General features: G+C 63.5%; 18 protein-coding genes. 15 read left to right on the top strand and 3 right to left on the bottom strand.

The annotated features are described in order from the left end of the window. Positions 1–74: 74 nt before the first annotated feature. The 12 genes from NOG11_RS07895 to NOG11_RS15155 all read left to right on the top strand — a co-directional run bounded on the left by NOG11_RS07895 (position 75) and on the right by NOG11_RS15155 (position 10,869). Positions 75–422 (top strand): tRNA-binding protein, encoded by a 348-nt coding sequence (locus tag NOG11_RS07895; RefSeq protein ID WP_256619181.1) that lies wholly within the window; start codon positions 75–77, stop codon positions 420–422. 478 nt (positions 423–900) lie between these two features. Beyond that, positions 901–1,446 carry a GNAT family N-acetyltransferase gene (locus NOG11_RS07890; RefSeq protein WP_256619180.1) on the top strand — a complete coding sequence of 182 codons (546 nt, stop codon included), beginning with the start codon at positions 901–903 and terminating at the stop codon, positions 1,444–1,446. Then, complete coding sequence (metC, locus tag NOG11_RS07885) at positions 1,443–2,603, top strand: cystathionine beta-lyase (protein ID WP_256619266.1); 1,161 nt, start codon at positions 1,443–1,445, stop codon at positions 2,601–2,603. Before NOG11_RS07890 ends, metC begins: the two co-directional genes overlap by 4 nt. Continuing rightward, entirely contained in the window at positions 2,600–2,938 is a 339-nt protein-coding gene (locus tag NOG11_RS07880; protein ID WP_256619179.1) for a hypothetical protein, read from the top strand. The genes metC and NOG11_RS07880 overlap by 4 nt, the downstream gene beginning before the upstream one ends. After that, the gene (gene ygfZ, locus NOG11_RS07875; RefSeq protein WP_256619178.1) at positions 2,935–3,735 is read left to right on the top strand and encodes a CAF17-like 4Fe-4S cluster assembly/insertion protein YgfZ; all 801 of its coding nucleotides are present in this window, start codon (positions 2,935–2,937) and stop codon (positions 3,733–3,735) included. The genes NOG11_RS07880 and ygfZ overlap by 4 nt, the downstream gene beginning before the upstream one ends. A 134-nt stretch (positions 3,736–3,869) precedes the next feature. Beyond that, complete coding sequence (locus NOG11_RS07870; RefSeq protein WP_256619177.1) at positions 3,870–4,154, top strand: hypothetical protein; 285 nt, start codon at positions 3,870–3,872, stop codon at positions 4,152–4,154. Continuing rightward, complete coding sequence (locus NOG11_RS07865; protein ID WP_256619176.1) at positions 4,147–4,716, top strand: DNA-3-methyladenine glycosylase I; 570 nt, start codon at positions 4,147–4,149, stop codon at positions 4,714–4,716. Before NOG11_RS07870 ends, NOG11_RS07865 begins: the two co-directional genes overlap by 8 nt. 215 nt (positions 4,717–4,931) lie before the next feature. Continuing rightward, positions 4,932–6,047 (top strand): beta-ketoacyl-ACP synthase III, encoded by a 1,116-nt coding sequence (locus NOG11_RS07860; protein WP_256619175.1) that lies wholly within the window; start codon positions 4,932–4,934, stop codon positions 6,045–6,047. After that, positions 6,047–6,886: a toll/interleukin-1 receptor domain-containing protein gene (locus NOG11_RS07855; RefSeq protein ID WP_256619174.1), complete on the top strand. Its 840-nt coding sequence runs from the start codon at positions 6,047–6,049 to the stop codon at positions 6,884–6,886. The genes NOG11_RS07860 and NOG11_RS07855 overlap by 1 nt, the downstream gene beginning before the upstream one ends. 304 nt (positions 6,887–7,190) lie before the next feature. Beyond that, the gene (locus NOG11_RS07850) at positions 7,191–9,080 is read left to right on the top strand and encodes a DEAD/DEAH box helicase (RefSeq protein ID WP_256619173.1); all 1,890 of its coding nucleotides are present in this window, start codon (positions 7,191–7,193) and stop codon (positions 9,078–9,080) included. 82 nt (positions 9,081–9,162) lie between these two features. Continuing rightward, complete coding sequence (locus NOG11_RS07845; RefSeq protein ID WP_256619172.1) at positions 9,163–9,747, top strand: YfbR-like 5'-deoxynucleotidase; 585 nt, start codon at positions 9,163–9,165, stop codon at positions 9,745–9,747. Between the two features lie 210 nt (positions 9,748–9,957). Continuing rightward, positions 9,958–10,869, top strand: coding sequence for an NUDIX hydrolase (locus tag NOG11_RS15155; RefSeq protein WP_256619171.1), 912 nt, complete (start codon positions 9,958–9,960; stop codon positions 10,867–10,869). Between the two features lie 458 nt (positions 10,870–11,327). On the opposite strand, the gene NOG11_RS07835 is transcribed toward NOG11_RS15155, so the two are convergent. Further along, a complete protein-coding gene (locus NOG11_RS07835; RefSeq protein ID WP_370468249.1) occupies positions 11,328–13,895 on the bottom strand; it encodes a hypothetical protein in 2,568 nt (855 codons plus the stop codon). 344 nt (positions 13,896–14,239) lie between these two features. On the opposite strand from NOG11_RS07835, the gene nadA reads away from it, so the two are divergent. Genes nadA through nadC form a run of 3 tightly spaced genes read left to right on the top strand, consistent with a single transcriptional unit; the run spans position 14,240 to position 17,730 of the window. Next, a complete protein-coding gene (gene nadA, locus NOG11_RS07830; protein WP_256619170.1) occupies positions 14,240–15,331 on the top strand; it encodes a quinolinate synthase NadA in 1,092 nt (363 codons plus the stop codon). Positions 15,332–15,346: 15 nt separating this feature from the next. Further along, positions 15,347–16,885: an L-aspartate oxidase gene (locus tag NOG11_RS07825; RefSeq protein WP_256619169.1), complete on the top strand. Its 1,539-nt coding sequence runs from the start codon at positions 15,347–15,349 to the stop codon at positions 16,883–16,885. Continuing rightward, positions 16,885–17,730 carry a carboxylating nicotinate-nucleotide diphosphorylase gene (gene nadC / locus NOG11_RS07820; protein ID WP_256619168.1) on the top strand — a complete coding sequence of 282 codons (846 nt, stop codon included), beginning with the start codon at positions 16,885–16,887 and terminating at the stop codon, positions 17,728–17,730. The genes NOG11_RS07825 and nadC overlap by 1 nt, the downstream gene beginning before the upstream one ends. Before the next feature lie 9 nt (positions 17,731–17,739). Here the strand turns inward: nadC and NOG11_RS07815 are convergent, their stop codons facing one another. Beyond that, a complete protein-coding gene (locus NOG11_RS07815; protein ID WP_256619167.1) occupies positions 17,740–18,510 on the bottom strand; it encodes a cell wall hydrolase in 771 nt (256 codons plus the stop codon). Positions 18,511–18,815: 305 nt separating this feature from the next. Then, positions 18,816–21,515: a pyruvate, phosphate dikinase gene (gene ppdK / locus NOG11_RS07810; protein WP_256619166.1), complete on the bottom strand. Its 2,700-nt coding sequence runs from the start codon at positions 21,513–21,515 to the stop codon at positions 18,816–18,818. Positions 21,516–21,517 lie beyond the last annotated feature (2 nt).

Below are 21,517 nucleotides of genomic sequence, written 5' to 3'. Positions count from 1 at the left end.
AAGAGCAGCGGTCGGTCCATGGGTCCCGGCTCTTCGCTGCGCTGCGGCCGGGATGACGAAGGGAGGAGAATGCCATGCCTGTAACGCCCCAAACCCCCTTCGCCACCTTCGAGGCCCTCGACATCCGTGTAGGAACGGTCCTGCGCGCCGAACCCTTCCCCGGGGCGCGTAAGCCCGCGATCAAGCTTTGGGCGGATTTCGGCGACGAGATCGGCGAGAAGAAGTCCTCCGCCCAGATCACAAAGCACTATACTCCTGAGGACCTGCCGGGCCGCCAGGTCATGGCCGTCGTCAACTTCGCCCCGCGCCAGATCGGCCCCTTCGTGTCGGAGGTGCTGGTCCTGGGCTTCGAGGACGAGAACGGCGAGGTGGTGTTGGCCGGGCCTGACACCCCGGTGCCCAACGGGACGAGGATGTCGTGATTTGGGCCTTACGACAGACGGCAGGTTTCCTCCTAGGGGCTATACTAGCAGGGCTGGTTGGTCTGCTGCTGTTATTGCTCACCGTGATGTTTTCTCCCGGCAAAGGCCGTCTTGAACCGATGGAGATTTCGGAGCCGTTACAGGCAGGCAGCTGCAGCTTCACCCTATCTCTTGAACAGGCAGACGATTGGCGCGGATCGTTCGTTTCCTACCTATACGGACAGTGTGCTTCTCCATCACTTCAAGATGGATGGTTGACCCACAGTCGGCTAGCTCGCGTTTCAAAGTATCAGCCATTTCTGCTCAGCGATAGAAACAACGAGTATGTGCTCACTGTCTGCCTTGCGAATGAGGACCTAATCGAGGAAGTAACTGCGAGTTTAGTCCGCTTGCGGCAAGGTGTGTCTAAGACCGAGAAGCCTATCCGGATAGAGCACGGTGGGTGTCTTCCTCCCTTTGAAACGCTAGAGCAATTGCAATGAGCGCCGCCCCCAGAGCTCCCGAACCCCTCGAGCGCCACGAGGTGACGATCCGCTACCTCGAGCAGACGAGCCCCCGCGCGCAGACCCCCCTGCCCCGCCCCGGCAGGGCGCTGGCGCTGATGCGGGCGGAGAAGCCGCATCCCGATTTCTACCGCTTCCTCTTCAACGGCGTAGGCGAGCCGCACCGCTGGATTTCGCGCCGCTACATGAACGACGAGGCGCTGCGAAAGCATACGGACGACCCGCAGACCTATATCTACGTTCTCTATGCTGAAGGCTCTCCTGCAGGTTTCGGCGAGATCGACGCGCGCAAGGACGGCGAGGCGGCGATCAAGTTCTTCGGCCTCTTCCCCCATATGCAGGGCCAGCGCCTTGGCCGCTGGTTCTTTCGTGAGATCACCGAGCTCGCCTGGCAGCTTCGCCGCGGGCGCGTCATCATCGAGACCTGCACCCTCGACAACCCCCGCGCACTGCAGCTCTACCAGCGCGAAGGCTTCACCATCTACGACCAGGCCAAGGGCCTGATTGAGTGGCGCGGATGAAGGACGAGACCAAGCTCTGCCATCTCGGCCGCCCCCATGAGGGGCTGCGCATGGTGAACCCGGCCGTCGAGCGCGGCTCGACCGTGGTCTTTCCGTCCTATGACGATTTCCGCGGGCGGGGCCGTCCCAAATATTACGGCCGCCACGGCACCGACACCCACGAAGCCCTGCGCGAGGCGGTGATGGCGCTAGAAGGCGCCGAGGGCGTCACGCTGACGAGTTCCGGCCTCTCGGCGGTCAACATGGCGATCCTCGCCTACGCCAAGCCGGGTACGGAGGTTCTGGTCACGGACAGCACCTACGACCCGGTGCGGGCCTTCTGCGACCAGTACCTGGCGCCAAGGGGCGTCGATGTCCGCTACTACGATCCTCTGATCGGCGGCGGCATCCGCAAGCTGATCACTGAGAAGACCGCCCTCATCCACTGCGAGAGCCCTGGCTCCCTCACCTTCGAGCTTCAGGACCTGCCCGCCATCTGCGAGGCGGCGGGGGACGTCCCCGTCACCGTGGACAACACTTGGGGCGCGGGGCACTTCTACAAGCCGCTGCAGCTCGGCGCGACGATCAGCATTCAGAGCGCTACGAAGTACCTCGGCGGACACTCCGACGTCTTCCTCGGCACCATCGCCAGCCGCACGGCCAAGGCGGCCAAGACCATCTTCAAGACCGCGCAGCTTCTGGGCAACGCCACCTCGCCCGACGACGTCTATACCGTTTTGCGCGGGATGAGGACGCTGCATATCCGCCTCGCCGAGCACGAGGTTCAGGGCCTCGCTCTCGCCCGCTGGCTCGAAGAGCGCGAGGAGGTCGCCCGCGTCCTCCACCCTGGTCTTCCCAGCCACCCCCAGCATGAGCTCTGGAAGCGTGACTTCACCGGCGCCTCGGGGCTCTTCTCGGTGGTGCTGAAGCGGGGCGACGAGGCCTATACGAGACGGTTCATCGACAAACTAAACTTTTACGCTTTGGGCTATAGCTGGGGCGGGTATGAGAGCCTCTGCCTTCCGGCCTGGCCCGCGACATGCCGCTCCCAAGGCGCGTGGCGCGAAGAGAGACAAGTCTTGCGTTTCCATGCCGGGCTAGAAGCGATAGAGGACCTTACCGCCGATCTCGACCAGGCCTTCGCCGCCGCCAACCAGGAGCCCCTGCCCGCGCCATGAAGCGTCTTCTGCCCCTCCTCCTTCTACCGCTGGCCGCGTGCCAGACCGTCAGCCTGCCCGAGGGGCTGAGCTTCGCGCGGCCGAAGGACGAGGCGCCGGTGCCGGGGGTGGTGATCGACAGCCTGCCGACCGGGGCGACCCTCACCTACCCCCACGGCGAGTGCCTCACCCCCTGCCGCATCGACTACGGCATGACGGTGGAGGTGCAGATCGCCAAGCTCGGCTACCGCCCCGTGCGCCTCACCGTGCCCTTGGGTGCCAAGGACGCCGTGATCGAGCTGAGGCCGGTGGGCCGCTCCACCGCGGTCGAAGAGGAGAGCCTGCCGCCCCTATGAGTTTCCAGCCGACAGCGCTCGCGCGGGACCTCATCAGTGCCGAAGGCCCCGACGCCGAACAGCTTCTCAACTCCGTCCTCTCCGCCGACGTCTCGGGCAGGAAGCCGGGCGACATCGTCTTCGCCTGCCTTCTGACGCCCCAGGGCAAGGTCATGGACGTGATGTTCCTGCACCGTCTGACCAATGGCTTCCTGATCGACGTCTTCCAGGGCCGGGGCGCACCGCTGGTCAAGCAGCTCAACCTCTACAAGATGCGCAGTAAGGCCACCTTCGAGAAGGTGCCGGGCGGGGTCTTTGTCGCGCCGGAGGGCAAGGCGCCGGAGGATGCGGGCCTCGACCCCCGCCTCGACGGGCTGGGCCACCGCTGGTTCACCCTGGGGCCGTTGGTTTCGGGCCCGAAGAGCCCCACCTACTTTCACCTTCTGAGGCGCCTCGGCGTGCCTGAGTTCGGCCTCGACTACCAGTCCGGGGACATCTTCCCGATGGACGCCAATCTCGATCTCTTGGGCGCAGTGAACTACAAGAAGGGCTGCTTCGTCGGTCAGGAGGTCGCCAGCCGCATGTTCAGGAAGGGCGAGGTGCGAAAGCGTACACTGAAGGTCTACGGCGATGCAGACCTCCCCCGCGGCACGACCCTGCGCCAGCGCCAGGGCATCGTCGGCACAGTGACGAGCATGATCGGCGGCGAGGGTCTCGCGGTCATGCGTATGGACCGGCTGGAAGGCGCCGAGGCCTTTGCCTTGCACAACGGGTTCGATCTGAGCCTGAAGATCAGAAAGCCGGCTTATCTTGGGTAAGTGCTGGCAAAAATGAAACACCAACTATGCGCTTAGCCAATCGTTTCGCTCTTGGTATCGTTGTAAGTTCTGCCGCTGCGGCACTACCGCTTATATTTCATACATCTAGTGGGCAACAGACGATACTCGTACTGATGATCGGCTTCATTGTTGCCCTTCCTTTCATTTTTATCGTGGGTTTGCCTTTAGCGCTACTACATCTTCGCTTCGCTGCTCCAAGATGGTGGTCAACCGCTATTCTCGGTGGCTTACTGTCTACCGCTGCGACTTCAATTGTTTTCCGGCCACCTCCTTATCAGGATGTAGAAACGATGCTGGTTTTTGCTGCATGCGGAGTAAGTGCAGGTCTAGGGGCTTGGTTAGTTTGGGATAGAACAGGCGGTGGTTCTATCTCTTTAAGAAGAAAACGAGATGACTAACCCAACCCGCTGCCCCTGGCCCACCAACGGCGACGCTCTCTACGAGCACTACCACGACACCGAGTGGGGTGTGCCCGAATATGACGACCGCGCCCTGTTCGAGAAGCTGGTCCTCGACGGCTTCCAAGCAGGGCTCTCCTGGCGCACCATCCTACACAAGCGCGAGAATTTTCGCGAGGCGTTTGACGGCTTCGACCCGGAGGCCATCGCTCGCTGGGACGAGGCCAAGATCGAGGAGCTGCTGGCAAACCCCGGCATCATCCGCTCACGGCTGAAGATCGAGGGCGCCCGCAAGAACGCACGCGCCTGGCTTGAGGTCATGGAGAAGGAGAGCTTCTCCGAATGGCTGTGGAGCTACTGGGGCGGCATCCCAGTACAAACGAACCTCGAGCGGATCGAGGACATGCCTGCCAAGACGCCTATCTCCGAGCAGATGTCGAAAGACCTCAAGAAACGAGGCTTCACCTTCTGCGGCCCGGTCATCGTCTACGCCTTCGCCCAGGCCGTGGGCATGGTGAACGACCACCTGACCTGCTGCTTCCGGCACGGGGAGCTGTCGTAGAACGCCCCACCTCTCCCGTTCACGGGAGAGGTCGAAATCTTCGATTTCGGGTGAGGGGATCGGCGAAGCCGTACTGCTGTGTAAACTATGCAGCGCGGTGCTCAGAACCCCCTCACCCCCGGCCCCTCTCCCGCAAGCGGGAGAGGGGAGATGACCCCGGTTGCCCCCCTCCCCGATAAGGCGCACAAGGCCCCAAACAACCCTCGCGAGGTCCTATGAAGCCCGCCATCGCCTGCATCCTCTCCACCGGTCTTTTCACGCCCGAGCAGTCCATCTCCAATGAGGAGCTGGTGGAGGCCTACAACGCCTATGTGGCGCGCTGGAACGAGGCGAACCCGGACCAGAAGCTGGAGCCCTCCAACGCCCCCTTCATCGAGAAGGCCTCGGGCATCAAGGCGCGCTACGTCTTGGAGAAAGAGGGCATCCTCGACCCCGATCGCATGCGCCCGAACTTCGAGGAGCGCTCCAACGACGAGCTCTCCATCATGGCCGAGATGGCGGTGAAGGCGGCCAGGGACGCGATGGAGCGGGCGAATCTAGGCCCCCAGGACATCGATGCGGTGATCTGCGCCGCCTCCAACATGCAGCGCCAGTACCCCGCCATGGCGGTGGAGGTGCAGGATGCTCTAGGCATCGACGGCTACGCCTTCGACATGAACGTGGCCTGCGCGAGCGCCAGCTTCGGCATCCAGACCGCCGTGGGGCTGCTCGCCACGGGCGCGCGCCGTGTGCTGATGGTCAACCCGGAGATCTGCACCGCCCATATCAACTTCAAGGACCGGGACGGCCACTTCATCTTCGGCGACGTCGCCACCGCCGCGATCATCGGACGGCCCGAGGGCGAGGCCCCGAAGGGCGCCTTCGACATCCTCGACACGCGGCTCAAGACCCAGTTCTCCAACAATATCCGCAACAATTTCGGCTTCCTCAACCCCGGCGAGGACGCGGTCATCGACCTCAGCGATCCGAAGACGGACAAGCTCTTCAAGCAGAACGGGCGCTCGGTCTTCAAAGAGGTCGTCCCCCTCGTCTCCGCCATGATCGAGGAGCATCTGCGCGACAACGGCATCGACACGGCGGAGGTCAGCCGCTTCTGGCTGCACCAGGCCAACCTCAACATGAACCTCCTGATCGCCAAGAAGCTCCTGGGCCGCGACCCCGAGGCGCACGAGGCCCCCGTCATCCTCGACGAGTACGCCAATACGAGCTCGGCGGGTTCGATCATCGCTTTCCATAAGTACAAGGATGATATGGAGAGCGGGAGCTTGGGAGTGATCTCTGGGTTTGGCGCGGGGTACTCGGCTGGGTCTATTGTGGTGCGGGCTTGCTGATGGTTAAGGTTTTCCTAAGCCATAACCATAATGACAAGCCTTTGGTCGAACCGATAGCGGTTCGTCTACGTCATATGTATGGCCAGGATGCGGTCTTCTATGACAGTTGGTCGATGCAACCAGGCGATGGCATCATTGCGAAAATGAACGAGGGGATGAACGCCCCTGACTTCTTTTTCCTTTTTGTGAGCCGTAGCAGCATGGCTAGCAAAATGGTCCAACTGGAATGGCACGCGGCGTTAATGCAAGCCACATCAGGGAATTGCCGAATTATACCTGTGCGGATGGACGGTTGTGAAATGCCGCCATTGCTTATGCAAAGCGTCTATATCGATCTACATACGAAGGGGGTTGAACGGGCAATCCACGACATCGAAAGCGTTATCTCAGGAAGTTCCACTTTCAAGCCCAGTGAAGAGCAATTTGAGAACCTGTCTTTTCATCTATCAGGCAACCCAAGAGAAGAGATGAAAGTCAAAATTCGTGCATCTCACCTTCTTGAGCCCCACTTAGACTTTGTGCTTCTAACTCTGAATAACGAGGATGAATTGGAACTAAGGATCCAAGGTAATCCGATGTACTCTATTGGATTCAATCCTGATCTTGTTGTTAGTAATTTTAGAACCAATGGTTTCACATTCACGCAACACGGCGGCGTAATAACGCCACAACGTCCTCTTTTGGTTGACCTAGTAAAGAAAGGCCCAGCAGAGTTGAAAATCGTCGCTCTTTTGCACCGTGGGGACGCTTCTGAGTACAGGCCTATTCCGCAAACCGGTTTCTGGACTGCACCTAATCGACCCTTGATAGAGGAATTCGGTGTAGATATTAAGTCGTAGACCACAAGGTGGACGGCGGCAGCCGGCCACCTGACCACGTCTCGTTCTTGCGAAGGTGGCCGCATCCTACATCCACCGTACGGCTTGGTGCTCTCTTTGGGCGGTTTCCCACGGTCGCTAAGCAATCTGTGGGAGGGGAGGCAAGCACCAAGCGGCTGCCCCCTCCATGAACGAACAAACACCCCCGCCTCTCGGAACCCCCTCGCTATGGCGAGCATGATCTGCTAGGCGCGCGCTTTCGCCGACGATCATCGCGGCGCAGCGGCCGGTATGCTCGGCCCCGCGCGCCGCCGGAAACCACGCCATGACCAGCACCGCCGCCGCCGAAGGGCTGCATCCCGCCCTTGCCCGCGCTCTTGCGCAGAAGGGCTACGAGACCCTGACCGAGGTGCAGGCGGCCATGCTGTCGCCCGACCTTCTGGGCCAGGATCTCCTCGTTTCGGCTAAGACCGGCTCCGGCAAGACCGTGGGCTTCGGCGTGGCCATCGGGCCAGACCTTCTGGGCGAGGAGGACAGGCTTCCCGAAGCCTCCCTGCCCTCGGCCCTCATCGTGGCGCCCACCAGGGAGCTTGCGATGCAGGTCGCCAAGGAGCTGACCTGGCTCTACGGCCCGGCAGGCGCGAGGGTGGCCACCTGCGTCGGCGGCATGGACATGCGGGCCGAGCGCCAGGCCCTCTCCCGCGGCGCCCATATCGTCGTCGGCACGCCGGGTCGCCTGGTCGACCACATCTCGCGCGGCTCCCTTGACCTTGCGGCCCTCAAGGTCGCGGTGCTGGACGAGGCGGACGAGATGCTGAAGCTCGGCTTCCGCGAGGAGCTGGAGGCGATCCTGGACGCCTGCCCCGAGGGCCGAAGGACGCTGATGTTCTCCGCCACGGTGGGCGGCGGTATCGCCAAGCTCGCAGGCAGGTTCCAGCAGGACGCCGTGCGGGTCTCCCTCGCCAGCCCCGCCGAGCAGCACGGCGACATCGCCTACCGCGCGCTTCTCACCGCCCAGTTCGACACCGAGCGGGCGATCATCAACACGCTGCGCTACTACGAGGCGGAGAACGCCATCGTCTTCTGCTCGACCAGGGCGGCGGTGGCGCGGCTGACCAGCCGCCTCGCCAACCGGGGGCTCTCGGTGGTCTCCATGTCCGGCGAGCTGACCCAGACCGAGCGCAGCCACGCCCTCCAGGCAATGCGCGACGGGCGGGCCAGGGTCTGCGTGGCCACCGACGTGGCCGCGCGCGGCATCGACCTGCCAGGGCTCGAGCTCGTCATCCACGCCGACCTACCGAAGAACCGCGAGGGGCTGCTGCACCGCTCGGGCCGGACGGGGCGAGCCGGGCGGAAGGGTACGAGCGTCCTCATCGTACCGCCCAAGGCGAGAAGGTTCGTCGAGCGGCTTCTCTCCGACGCCAAGGTCGAGGCCGACTGGGGCAACCCGCCGAGCGCCGACGAGGTCCGCGCCAAGGACGAGGAGAGGCTGCTCGAAAGCCCCGCCCTCAACGAGCCGAAGGAGGTGACCGAGCTCGCCAGGACGCTCGCCGCCAGCCACCCCGCCGAGCAGCTCGCCGCAGCCCTCATCGAGCTGCACCTTCAGGGCCGCTCCGCGCCGGAGGAGCTGTCCGTGGTCGAACCGCTCGATAAGGTCCGTGAGCGTCCCATCCGCCGGGAGGATGCGGATGCTGTCTGGGTCACCCTCTCCGTGGGGCGCAAGAAGAAGGCCGAGCCCCGCTGGCTTCTTCCCATGCTCTGCAAGGCCGGGGGCCTCACCAAGGGGGCGATCGGCGCGATCCGCGTTCTGGAGCACGAGACCTTCGTCGGCTTGGATCCTCACAAAGCCTCCGCTTTCCTAGGCCGCATCAAGGAGGACCCGGTCCTTGAGGACGGCATCACGGTAGCCCTCGCGGACGGACCGCCCCCACAGGGCGGGCAGGACCGCCGAGAAAACTTCTCCCCCCGAGGCAAGCAGGAGCGTTCCAAGAAGCCGTGGAAGCCTCGCGAAGAACGCGGCGCCTCGGAAGCCGCGTCCTCTGAACCGCGTGCTGAGCAGAAGGAAAAGTCCTTCAAGCGGCGGCGCAAGGCGAAGCCGGGTGCCGCCTTTGCCAAAACTTCCGCGTCTTACAAGAAGAAAGACGGAGGCAAGCCCTTCAAGAAGCACCGCGCTGCTGACGGAAGCGGCAAGAACCCGCGCAAACGTCCGGGCTAGCGGCTTCGGCATGCGGGGCGAGCCTTGCGGGGCGGAAAACCCGTGGGTGACCCCTTCAAGCTTCGCCGCTATCAACCCGCTTATGTCCCAAACGCCTCCACGTGCTTGGCAGCGCATGCTGTCCGGGCGCCGTCTCGACATCCTCGACCCCTCCCCCCTCGACATCGAGGTCGAGGACATCGCCCACGGCCTCGCCAGGGTGGCGAGGTGGAACGGTCAAACCATCGGCACACGCCCCTTCAACGTGGCGCAGCACTCGGTCATTGTCGAGAACCTTTGCGGGCAGATCAAACCCGACTGGAAGCGCGAGTGGCGTCTTGCCTCCCTTCTCCACGACGCGCCCGAATACGTCATCGGCGACATGATCTCGCCCTTCAAGCGGGCGCTGGGCGCGACCTATCGGCAGGTGGAAGCGGGCCTGCAGCGGGCCATCCACTTGCGCTTCGGCCTGCCTGCGGAGCTGCCGGAGCACGTCGAGAAGCTCATCAAGAAAGCCGACCGCGCCTGCGCCTATTTCGAGGCCACCCAGATCGCGGGCTTCGGCAAGACCGAGGCGAAGAAGCTCTTTCCCGTGCCAAGAAGCGTGGAGCCGCTGGAGATCGACATTCTTTCCACGGAGGAGAGCCAGGCGTTATACTTGGCTAGGTTCGAGGAGCTGCGGGAGTAGTCGTTCGGGCTCGTCATTCCGGGGCGGCCGTAGGTCGAGCCCGGAATCCATAATCGGCCAGGGTAGACGTTTCTGGGCAAGCACTTACCGGGTCAGACGCTTCGATTCTGGATCTCGGGCTCGGCTTCGCCGCTCCGAGATGACGTTCCAGGGGGCAGGATCACAAGCGCCGCGCTTGAATGACGCACCGGAATTGCCCACACGCAGTGTGTGGAACGAAGGCTGGTCATCGGGCTCAATGTGGCGCTGGTCACCCTGATCGGGGGGGAGCCGCATGTGTTGTGCGTACGCCGTCCCGGCGGCTGGGGGCTGCCGTTCGGACGGTTCGACCCGGCGGAGCACCGCACCTTCGAGCTGGCGCTAAGGGATTTCGTCGAACGCCAGACGGCGGTGCCGCTGGGCTATGCCGAGCAGCTCTACACCTTTGGCGACCGAGGCCGTGAGGCGCCGCGGGCTTCGCTGGTGCTGGGCGACGAGGCGGACCGGATCGTCTCGGTGGGCTATCTGGGGCTCTCCCCCAGCGCCGCTGAACCCAACCTGGAGAGCGCAGCCTGGCGGCCCTGGTACGAGTTCTTCCCCTGGGAGGACCGACGGGGCGAAAAGGAGGATGCCCTCCTCGCGCGGCTCAAGGCCTGGGCCGGGGCGGACGAGGCGAGGCGCAAAAGGCTGCTGGCGACCTTCCCCCGCTCCTCCTGGGACGAGGCGCGGGCGCTTGAGCGCTACGAGCTGATGTATGAGGCGCAGCTCGTCACCGAGGCGCACCGCGACCGCGACGGCGCCGACGGCCCCGAGCTCTTCGGCGAGGCGATGATCTCCGACCACCGGCGCATTCTAGCGACCGCCATCGGGCGGCTCAGGGGCAAACTGCGCTACCGCCCGGTGGTCTTCGAGCTCCTGCCCACCCAGTTCACCTTGGGTAAGCTGCAGACGGCGGTAGAGGGCATTCTGGGGTTCGAAGTGCACAAGCAGAACTTCCGCAGAGCTCTTGAGGCGCAGAAGCTGGTGGTGAAGACGTCCAAGACCGTAAAGGGCACGGGCGGCCGCCCAGCCGCCGTCTACCGCCCTGCGGCCGGACAGAAAAAAGCCGCGGCAGGCCTGACCCTGCCGCGGCTGCGGTCGTGATCCGTTCTAGGTCGGAACCTTAGCTGGCCGACCTAAGACAGAAGAAGCGATCATGCATTTGGTCTTCGCCGCACAGCCAGACCGGCAAACGTGACGATCGACAACGAACCGATGCATCCTGCTATCAGAGACAACTGCTTGTTTCCGCTGAAGGCACCGATATTCGTTAGGACGACACAGACAACAGCCATACCGACTAGAAGCAGTTTACCGAACCTGATCATCTGCAATGCCTCGCTCGAACCCTGACTGAGCATATCGCGTTTCTACGCCAGCAACCCAGGTCCGCTCAGTCCGTAGATAGCGCGAAAACCCGAGGATAGGGTGAATGTACAGTTCCTCCTGTCTGTCACGACCTAAGCGCGAGAGGAAACCTTCGGTGTACCGACACGAGGCAACAAAAAGGCGGCAGGGTGCTCTCGCCCTGCCGCCTTGTTCTTTTGAACGCTAAGCGCCCGCTAAGCTACCATGGCGTCATCGAAGACGTCCCAGGTCGCAGCCAGGTTGCCGGAAGCGTCTGTCGCTCCAGCAGCCAGAAGGTCCGCCCGATCTACGCGGTCGCCAACGATGCCTTCCAAGCGAACACCATCGGTGACCGTGCTTCCAGAGCGGTCGAGGACCAGAAGGAGGTCGTTCCCGTCAATGCTGACGAAAGTGTCGCTATTGCCGTCGTTGGACACAAGGTCCGTGAAGTCCAGCAGGTCTCGAATGCTTGAGATACCGTCTTTGACGAAATCCAGAAGCTGGGCTGCACCGTTCTTGGCTCGTACGGCGATCTGCGTTTCCAGGACCAAGTTGTCCGTGAACAACTCGAAGTCCTCGATCGTATCGAGACCGTTGCCAGCGGAGAAGATATCCTCCTGGTGACCGCCACGCATCACGTCGTTACCTGCACCGCCGACGATCAGATCAGCGCCCCTTCCGCCACTGATAAAGTCGTCGCCAACCGTACCAAGAAGTACATCAGGCCTCGTCGAACCCTCGACGCTGATCAGACCGGTGCTGATATTGGCAACGTTGAGATCGGCGTAGGCGGAGAACGCTTTAGCCACGTCCTGGTCGTCGCTGTGAAGGTTAAGGATCACGAAGGAGAAGGTCTCGTTGATCACGAACTTCACCGTCGTACCCGAGGCTTCGACATAGCTCTGCGATTTCCCGTCATTGGTCAGCGCATCGGCTAGTTTGGTGAAGTCGGAGAGTTCGCGGAGAGCGCCGGAAAGGGCGTCTTGCACGGATTTCGAAAGCGACGAGCCTTCCAGCCGACCGGTGTTGAACGCCAGTGCATCGGTGTTGCGGCTTATCGCATTGGAGAGCTCGAACCGTACAATCGTCTCTTGTTCGCTTGGATAGAGAACGAAAGTATTACGGTCGTCAGTGTTCAGGTCATGGTGACTATCGCCGAGGTAATAATCGCCACCTCCCTGACCACTGAGATAGTCGTTACCCTCCCCGCCGATCAGCAGATCTGAACCGTAGCTTCCGAAGAGGTAATCGTTGCCGCCAAGACCAAAGATCTTCTCGTCACCTTCGCCACCGACGAGACGATCACCAGACGATGTGCCGCGAATTTCCTCGTGGGCAACGAAACTTGTTGGGGAAGGCAGACCTTCGCCGCTAGGCTTGGGCTCGGGGGTCGGCTCGGGTTCCGGCGCAGGCTCAGGTTCCGGGGTTGGTTCCGGTTCCGGCGTCGGCTCGGGCGTGGGCTCCGGCTCGGGAGCAGGTGCCGGGCCGCCGTCTGGGGAGAACTTAAAGGTCTGCTGCAGGTTACCGTTGCCGAGGTCGGCGTTGGAGGGGTTGAACAGCTTGATCGTCAGCGTGCCGCCGAAGTTTTTGAGACCGGCACCGAACAGGGCCTCACCGTCCACCGTAAGCGTCTCGATCAGGTCGCCCGGAGCGAAGATCACGCGGCCGGTCACCGATTTGCCGTTCGCGCCCACGACCTCGTAGCCGACGGACACGGAGGCTGAGCTGGAGCCGTAGGCTTCGTTCAGCACCACACGGAACTTGAAGTCGTTGGCCGACGTGACGTCCACATCGGAGCGAACCTTCACCGTCGGAATGTTGGCGCCGTCGATGCTGTTGGTGAACCGGCGAGCATCATTGGCGATGGTGTAGCCGATGTCGCGCAGGAACTCGAGCTCGAGCTGGCCGATCTCGACCCGGTCGCCGGACACGGTGAAGGGGTTCATCAGCGTGTGCCGCAGGTCGCTCTTCACCCCGTTCAGCGAGTTGCCGAGGAAGTGCGAGAGGTCCGAGCCGGAGCTGCCGGTCTTGTACTCGACCGCGATACCGTCGCCATAGGCGTCCGAGGCGTTCGGCCCTTCGAAACGGGGAACGCCGTCCTTACCGACGCGGGTGTAGTAGTCGAGCGCCGTGCCGTAGCCCACGCTCACCGTCTTTCCGTCTACGGTGAAGTTACGGGTGCTGGACTGTCCCGCCTCGCCGTTGAGGCCGATGAAGCCGAGACCATGGCCGAGCTCGTGAAGGATGACCGAGTAGAAGTCGATCGCGCCGTTCGGCACGGCTTTCGAGAGGGTGGGATCGAAGAAGAACTTGTTGTTCGTCAGCAGGCTCTCATTGACGTAGACGACGATGTCCGCACCGGAGTTTGGATCGTTGCCGGTCTGCAGCTCCATCAGGGTGCCGGTGGTGACGAGGCGGTAGTCTCCATTGTCGATCTTGCCCGAGCCGTTGGCGTCAACATAGTCGCCGAAATACATGGCGCCGGGGCCGGCGGAGGCGACAGCGGAGGTGCCGCCGACATTCACCTGAACCTCGATATTGGCGTTCTTGTGGCCACCGAGATAGTAGGCCCAGGTCTTCATGGCGGCGTCGACGACGGCTTGGAACTGGGACAGCACGCTGTTGCTGAGGGAGCCCGCCGCATCGACCACGTCGATCGAGTAGCCGAAGTTCGGGGTGGAAGAGAGGATCGCCACGCCGACGTCGGAGAAGAAACCGCCTAGTCCGCCTACGGAACTACCGGTCTGCTCAGCGCCCTGCCAAGCAGGATCGTAGCTCTCCACCTCTGAATGATCATGCTCGCAGCCGCTGCACGCGCACAAAAACGGATGATCCTGGAATACTTCGAAACCTTCAAAGAAGGTCGCGTCGCTAGCTTGCGTAGCGTTAGAGACTGCACTTTGGGGTTGCATAAATCTTCCCTGCCTTGCGCTCTTCAACTTTTCTTGAGCTGCGCCTCGATATGCGGAACCGATACCTGCCAACAAGTCCGCTGGGCGTTACCGGTGCGTAAAACCATGCGTCTCAATTCGAGACAACCCCGCCCCCAAACGCAGTGCAGTTAGCTCTTGCGCGGCCTTCATCAGAGGGTCATATACTCTCAGTGAGCAAAACTGGAGGAAGCTTGATGGCTGCCTTTGACCACGAGCAGAGCCACCTCTCCCCGGTCGCGGTGAGCGCTGCCACCGATCATCTCTATCCCCTTGTTTCGGCTAAGGTTCCAGAGTTTGAATGGAAAGTGATGGCGCCCGTTGTCGCGCGTATCCTGCAGCTCAAGGAGGAGCGCGATGCGGTGATACTTGCTCACAATTACATGACCCCTGAGATCTTTGCGGTGGTCGGAGACATTCGCGGGGACAGCCTCCAACTCGCCCGTGAGGCGGCTAAGGTTAAACAGAACGTCATCGTCCAAGGTGGCGTTCATTTCATGGCCGAGACTTCCAAAGTCCTCGCGCCTGCAAAAAAAGTGTTAATACCTTCCCTTGAGGCGGGATGTTCACTGGCCAGCTCTATCACCGGTAGTGATGTGCGTCTTCTCAAGGAGCGCTACCCCGGCGTGCCGGTGGTGACCTATGTGAACACTACCGCTGAGGTGAAAGCGGAAACGGACATCTGCTGCACCTCATCGAACGCCGTGCAGGTCGTGGAGCACATCTGCGCCGAGTTCGGGACGAACCAGGTCATTCTCATTCCCGATCAGTACCTGGCGAAAAACGTCGCCCGCATGACCGACAAGAAGGTCATCACCTGGGCTGGCTCCTGCGAGGTGCATGAGCGTTTCTCCGCTGAGGACATCCGCGAGATCCGCGCAGGTAATCCGGGGGTGGTTGTCCTCGCCCACCCCGAATGCCCGCCCGAGGTGCTGGCGGAGGCGGACTACGCAGGCTCGACCGCCGCCATGTCCGGCTACGTCCAGAAGAAGCAGCCGCGCCAAGTGGTGCTCGTCACCGAGTGCTCGATGAGCGACAACGTCGCGCTGGAGAACCCCGGCGTCGAGTTCGTCCGCCCCTGCAACCTCTGCCCTCATATGAAGCGAATCACCCTGGAGGGCATTCAGATGTCCCTCGAGACCATGACCCATGAGGTTCATGTGGATGAGGCCGTGGCCGAGCGCGCGCGGGTCGCGGTGCAGCGGATGATCGACCTGCCTCCCCCCGCCTCGCCCGCGGCGTTTACCGTCGGTCACGGCGGCGATGTCGTCGCTGTCGAGCACCGCTAGGGAGTAGACGGACCGGTGGAGGCGGCACGGGCACAGGGCGGCTGCCTCATCATCGGTGCGGGCATCGCCGGGCTGTGGACGGCGCTTCAGATGGCGCCCCGCCCGGTCACCCTGATCACCGCAGGAAGGCTAGGCGAGGGCAGCTCCCTCTGGGCGCAGGGGGGGCTGGCCGCCGCGGTCGGAGATGGCGACAGCGCCGACGCCCATGCCGAGGACACGCTCGCAGCCGGTGTCGGTCTCTCTTCACCAGAAGCCGTCCGGGTTCTGACGGAGGAGGGGCCCGGCGCGGTCGCCGCGCTGGAGACGGCCGGTGTCGCCTTCGATCGCAACGAAGGCGGCGAGCTCGTCCTCGGGCGGGAGGCCGCGCACGGTACGGACCGCATCGTCCATGTGGGCGGCGACGAAGCAGGCGCCGCCATCATGCGCGCGCTGGTCTCGCGAGCCGCCGCCACTCCTAGCATCACCATCCATGAGCGGGTCGTCGCCGAGAAGCTGCTGACGGACGATCACGGCGGCGCGGCAGGCTGTCTGTGCTGGGACATCGAGGGGCAGAGGCCTCTCCTTCTCGAGGCCGGCGACATCGTCCTGGCTTCAGGGGGCGTCGGCGGCCTCTTCTCTGTCACCACCAACCCGCTGGTCAGCCTGGGGCACGGCATCGCGCTCGCCGCGGAAGCCGGGGCGGCCCTACGCGACCTGGAGTTCGTGCAGTTCCACCCCACGGGCCTCGATCTCGGACGTGACCCGGCGCCCCTCGCAACCGAGGCGATCAGGGGAGCCGGAGGCATTCTTCTCGATGCGAACGGCCACCGCTTCATGCCCGAGCTTCACGCCGATGGTGAGCTCGCCCCCCGCGACGAGGTGGCGAGGGGCGTGGCGAAGGCGCTTGCCGCGACCGGCGGAGCTTTCCTCGATGCGCGCGAAGCCTTGGGCGAGAGCTTCGCCGAACGCTTTCCCACCGTGAACGCCGCCCTCGCCGAAGCCGGCATCGACGCGAGCCGTGAGCTGATCCCCGTGGCGCCCGCCGCCCACTACCATATGGGCGGTGTACTGACCGATCTTGAAGGACGAAGCACGGTGCCCGGCCTCTATGCCGTCGGCGAGTGCGCCTCGACCGGGGTGCACGGCGCCAACCGGCTGGCTTCGAACTCCCTTCTGGAGGCCATCGTGTTCGGCACCAGGGCTGCCTGTCATTTGGGAGGAAGGGAAGAGAGAGCGACCCCAGCGCCGCCTCCCCTGCCCCGGCGGCACCACCCGCCCCAAAGCCTCCAGCCCCTGCGACGTTTGATGGCGGAGAAGGCCGGGCTCCTGCGCAGCGCAGGCGGTTTGAAAGAAGCGGTCGGCATCATCCGTCAGCAGAGCGCGGAGACCGTGGGGGGCACTCTCGCCAGACGGACTGCGGAGCTCATCCTTACGGCAGCCCTTGCGAGGGAAGAAAGCCGCGGTGCCCATCAGCGCGCCGATCACCCTGAACTCGCTCCCACAGCGCAGCACACCCTTACCACCATCGACCCCCAAACGGGCGAGGCCCGTATCAGCATGAAGGAAGTGGTCTGATGACCGATCTGCCGAGCAGCCTACTCGAACCCCTCGTGCGAGCCGCGCTCAATGAGGATCTGGCCCAGGGCGGCGATCTCTCCAGCCTCTCCACCATCGACCGAGCCGCTGAGGGAAGCGCGGCACTGCGACTGAGAACAGGCGGCGTGGTCGCAGGTACGGCGCTGGCACGGATCGCCTTCGCGCTGGTCGATCCTCGGATCGAACTCAGCCTGCTGATCGAGGACGGCGAGCACGGCGAGCACGGCGAAACCATCATGCGAGCCGAAGGGCCTGTCGTCTCGCTTCTGACGGCGGAGCGGACGGCGCTCAATTTCCTCACCCATCTCAGCGGCATTGCCACACTTACGGCTGCCTATGTCGCGGAAACCCAAGGCACCGCGGCGAGGATCGCCGCCACACGCAAGACCCTGCCGGGCCTGCGCCTCGTGCAGAAGCACGCGGTACGGATGGGCGGGGGCATGACCCACCGGATGAGCCTGTCCGATGCGGTGATGATCAAGGACAACCACGTCGCCGCCAGCGCCTCCATCGCTGATGCCGTGGCCAAGGCCCGCGCCTATGCGGGGCATACGGTCAAAATCGAGCTGGAGGTGGACACGCTGGCGCAGCTAGAAGAGGCCCTTCCCGCAAAGCCCGACATCATCCTTCTCGACAATATGAGTACGGACGAGCTGCGGAAGGCGGTGGAGCTGAACTCCGGGCAGGCGATCTTGGAAGCTTCGGGCGGGGTCAACCTCGATACGGTCCGCGCCATCGCGCAAACGGGTGTGGATGTGATCTCGGTCGGCGCCCTCACCCACTCGGCGCCCGCCCTCGATATCGGCATGGACCTCGCAGGCTAGGCTTCGGCCCTAGCTCGCAGCGGCCATACCCAGATCGGCGGCGGCCAGCTCGATGCTGTCGGGCAGGCGGTAGAAGATATGGTCGCCGATCACCTGGGTCTCGTCGTAGCGGCGCGACCAGGACGGATCGACATAGTCGGCATGGTAGAAGGTGGCGAAACCCGTCACCGCCGGGCGGAAGCCGCGATAGACGAGGTCGGCCAGCTTCTCGGCCTGCTCCCAGGCCTTCGCTTCACGCGGTTTGTCCATACTGCCGTCGCAGGCGAAGCTGAACTGACACGCATAGTCCTTGCCCACGCCCTGGAAGACCACGCCGCAGATGGTGGAGGGAAAGCGGTGGTCGTCGGCGCGGTTCAGCACCACATCGGCCACGGCCAAGCGGCCCGTGACAGGCTGATTGCGCGCTTCGTAGTAGATGGCCTGGGCGAGGCAGAAACGCTCCGCCGCCTGCTTTTCGCTGGGTTCGGCAGGCATCTCGTCCATGACGAAACTGACACCCGGCACGCCGCGAGCGACCAGCTCGCTAGCGATCGAACCGCCGTCGAAACCGGCCTCTGTCAGAAGGTCGATGGCGCTGGTCAGCGGGCTCTCGTCAAAGGCGGAAAGCTCGAGCGCGGCGTCGTGGAACAGAAAGGTCTGCCACTCGGGAACCGAATGGCTCACGGTCGCGCTGCCCATGGAGAAGAAGCTCGTGGATGCCGCCGCCGCTGCTACGGCTCCTGCCGCCAGACCCATGCCCCGCTTGCGCCCTTTGAGGCTGCCCCGACCCTGTCTGCCCAAATGGTTTCTCCCTGATGCCCTCACGTTTGAGAGAGGTGGGGTCCCGTAGGGTGTTCGCAACCAGGGGTCACATGAGGAAACGAACAGGTAAGAGTGGGAGGTCGTGCGAGGCTGTAAGCGTGTGAACGCCTTCCGAAGCCGTCATCCCGGAAAGCCGAAGGCTTATCCGGGACCCATGGACCGGGCGTGTGCAACACCGAAAAACGGCAGCCCTTCTTGCTCAGCTTCAAGCTATGGATCCTGGATCGAGTCCGGGATGATGGTTCAAGTTACAAGCAACAGGGCCTGTTTCTCCAGCAGCAGAACTAGGACGAAGCCTCGTTCTGCTGCCTGAGCACCAGCGAAGCCTGAGCCGCCGCGAGCCTCGCGATCGGCACCCGGTAGGGCGAGCAGCTTACATAGTCGAGGCCGACACCCTCGCAGAAGCTGATCGAGGCGGGGTCGCCGCCATGCTCGCCGCAGATGCCGAGCTTGATCAGCGAGCGGACCGAACGGCCCTTCTCCGCGCCGATGGCGACGAGCTGGCCGACACCCTCCTGATCGAGGCTGACGAAAGGGTCCTGATCCAGGATGTTCTGGCGCAGATAGGCTGGCAGGAACGAGCCTGCATCATCGCGGCTGAGACCGAACGTCGTCTGAGTGAGGTCGTTCGTACCGAAGGAGAAGAACTCCGCCGTGTGGGCGATCTTGTCGGCGGTCAGCGCCGCGCGCGGCAGCTCGATCATGGTGCCGACGGTGTAGTTCAGCTTGCTGCCCTTCTCGGCGAAGACCTTGGCGGCGGTCTGGTCGATGACGGCCTTGACGAGGTCCAGCTCCTTCTTGGTGCTGACGAGGGGCACCATGATCTCGGGCTGGACAGGATCGGCGGCACCCTCGGCGGAGGCGAGACCGGCCTCGAAGATGGCGCGCGCCTGCATCTCGGCGATCTCGGGGTAGCTAACGGCTAGGCGGCAGCCCCGGTGGCCGAGCATGGGGTTCTGTTCGTGCAGCGACGAAAGCCGCTCCTTCACGTCCTTGACCTCGCGGCCTAGGGCTTTCGCCACATCCGCGATCTCCGCCTCGCCGTGAGGGAGGAACTCGTGCAGCGGCGGGTCGAGGAGGCGGATGGTGATCGGCAGGCCCTTCATCTCCTCGAAGAGCTGCTCGAAGTCCGAGCGCTGGAAGGGGAGGAGCTTGTCGAGCGCCACCCGGCGGCCCTGCTCGCTCTCGGCGAGGATCATCTCGCGCACGACATTGATGCGGTCGGCGTCGAAGAACATGTGCTCGGTGCGGCAAAGGCCGATGCCTTCGGCGCCGAAGCCGCGTGCGGTCTTGGCGTCGAGGGGCGTTTCGGCGTTGGCGCGCACGCGCATGCGGCGGTGCTTGTCCGCCCACTCCATCACCTTGGCGAAGTCGCCAGAGAGCTCAGGCTCGATGGTAGGCACGGCGCCGAAGAAGATCTCGCCGGTGGAGCCGTCGATGGTGATCTGGTCGCCCTTGCGCACCTCGCGTCCGTGAACGGAGAACTTGCTGCCGTCCTTCTCGATGCGAAGGTCCCCGGCCCCGCAGACACACGCCCGGCCCATGCCGCGAGCGACCACGGCGGCGTGGGAGGTCATGCCGCCGCGAGCCGTGACGATGCCGGCGGCGGCGTGCATGCCGTGGATGTCCTCAGGAGAAGTCTCCACACGGACGAGCATCACCTGACGGCCCTGGTTCGCGAGTTCTTCGGCTTCGTCTGCGGTGAAGACCACCTCGCCTGAGGCGGCGCCGGGGCTGGCGGGCAGGCCCTTGGCGATGACGTCGCGCGGCGCGTCGGGGTCGAGGGAGGGGTGGAGAAGCTGATCGAGGGCGGCGGGGTCGACGCGCAGCACGGCTTCGTCCTCGGAGATCTTGCCTTCCGCACAAAGGTCCACCGCGATCTTCAGCGCGGCTTTCGCCGTACGCTTACCATTGCGGGTCTGCAGCATGTAGAGCTTGCCCTCTTCAATGGTGAACTCGATGTCCTGCATGTCGCGGTAATGGTCTTCGAGCTTGCTGAAGACGTCTGAGAGCTCCTGATACGTCTCCGGCATCGCCTCTTCCAGGGAGGCTTCGTCCGAACCCTGCTCTTCACGGGCTTCCTTGGTCAGGTTCTGCGGCGTACGGATGCCCGCCACCACGTCTTCGCCTTGAGCGTTGATCAGGAACTCGCCGTAGACCTTGCGCTCGCCGGTGGAAGGGTTGCGGGTGAAGGCGACGCCTGTGGCCGATGTCTCGCCCATATTGCCGAACACCATGGCCTGGACATTGACAGCTGTGCCCCATTCGGCAGGGATATTGTTCAAACGACGGTAGGTCTTGGACCGCTCGTTCATCCAGGAGCCGAAGACCGCGTCGATGGCGCCCCAGAGCTGTTCTTGAGGGTCCTGAGGGAAGGGTCTGCCGAGCTCTTCTTGAACGGCCGCCTTATACTGAGCGATGACCTCTTTCCAGTCCTGTGCAGACAGGGCCGTGTCGAGCACGTAGTCGCGGTCGTCCTTATACGTATCGAGGATCTCCTCGAAGGTGTGGTGCGGTACGCCGAGGACCACGTCGCCATACATCTGGATGAAGCGGCGGTAGCTGTCATAGGCGAAGCGCTCATCGCCGGAGAGCTTGGCGAGGCCGCTGACCGTCTCGTCGTTGAGGCCGAGGTTCAGCACGGTGTCCATCATGCCGGGCATGGAGGCGCGGGCGCCGGAGCGGACCGAGACGAGGAGCGGGTTGGTCGTATCGCCAAACTTTTTGCCGGTGACGCCTTCGACCTTGGAAAGAGCCTCGGCGACGGCCTCTTTCAGGCCGTCCGGGTACTGCCGGTCATTGTCGTAAAAGGCGGTGCAGACCTCGGTGGTGATGGTGAAGCCGGGGGGTACGGGCAGGCCGAGATTGGCCATCTCGGCGAGGTTCGCGCCCTTGCCGCCGAGGAGGTTCTTCATGCCCGAGCGTCCCTCGGACGCCCCGCCGCCGAATGCGTAGACCCACTTGCCGCGTGCTTCGCCGTCCATGA

Origin of the sequence: Parvularcula maris, assembly GCF_024505085.1 — a bacterium.
Taxonomy (GTDB): domain Bacteria; phylum Pseudomonadota; class Alphaproteobacteria; order Caulobacterales; family Parvularculaceae; genus Parvularcula; species Parvularcula maris.
This window is presented reverse-complemented; position numbering and strand designations above follow the sequence as displayed.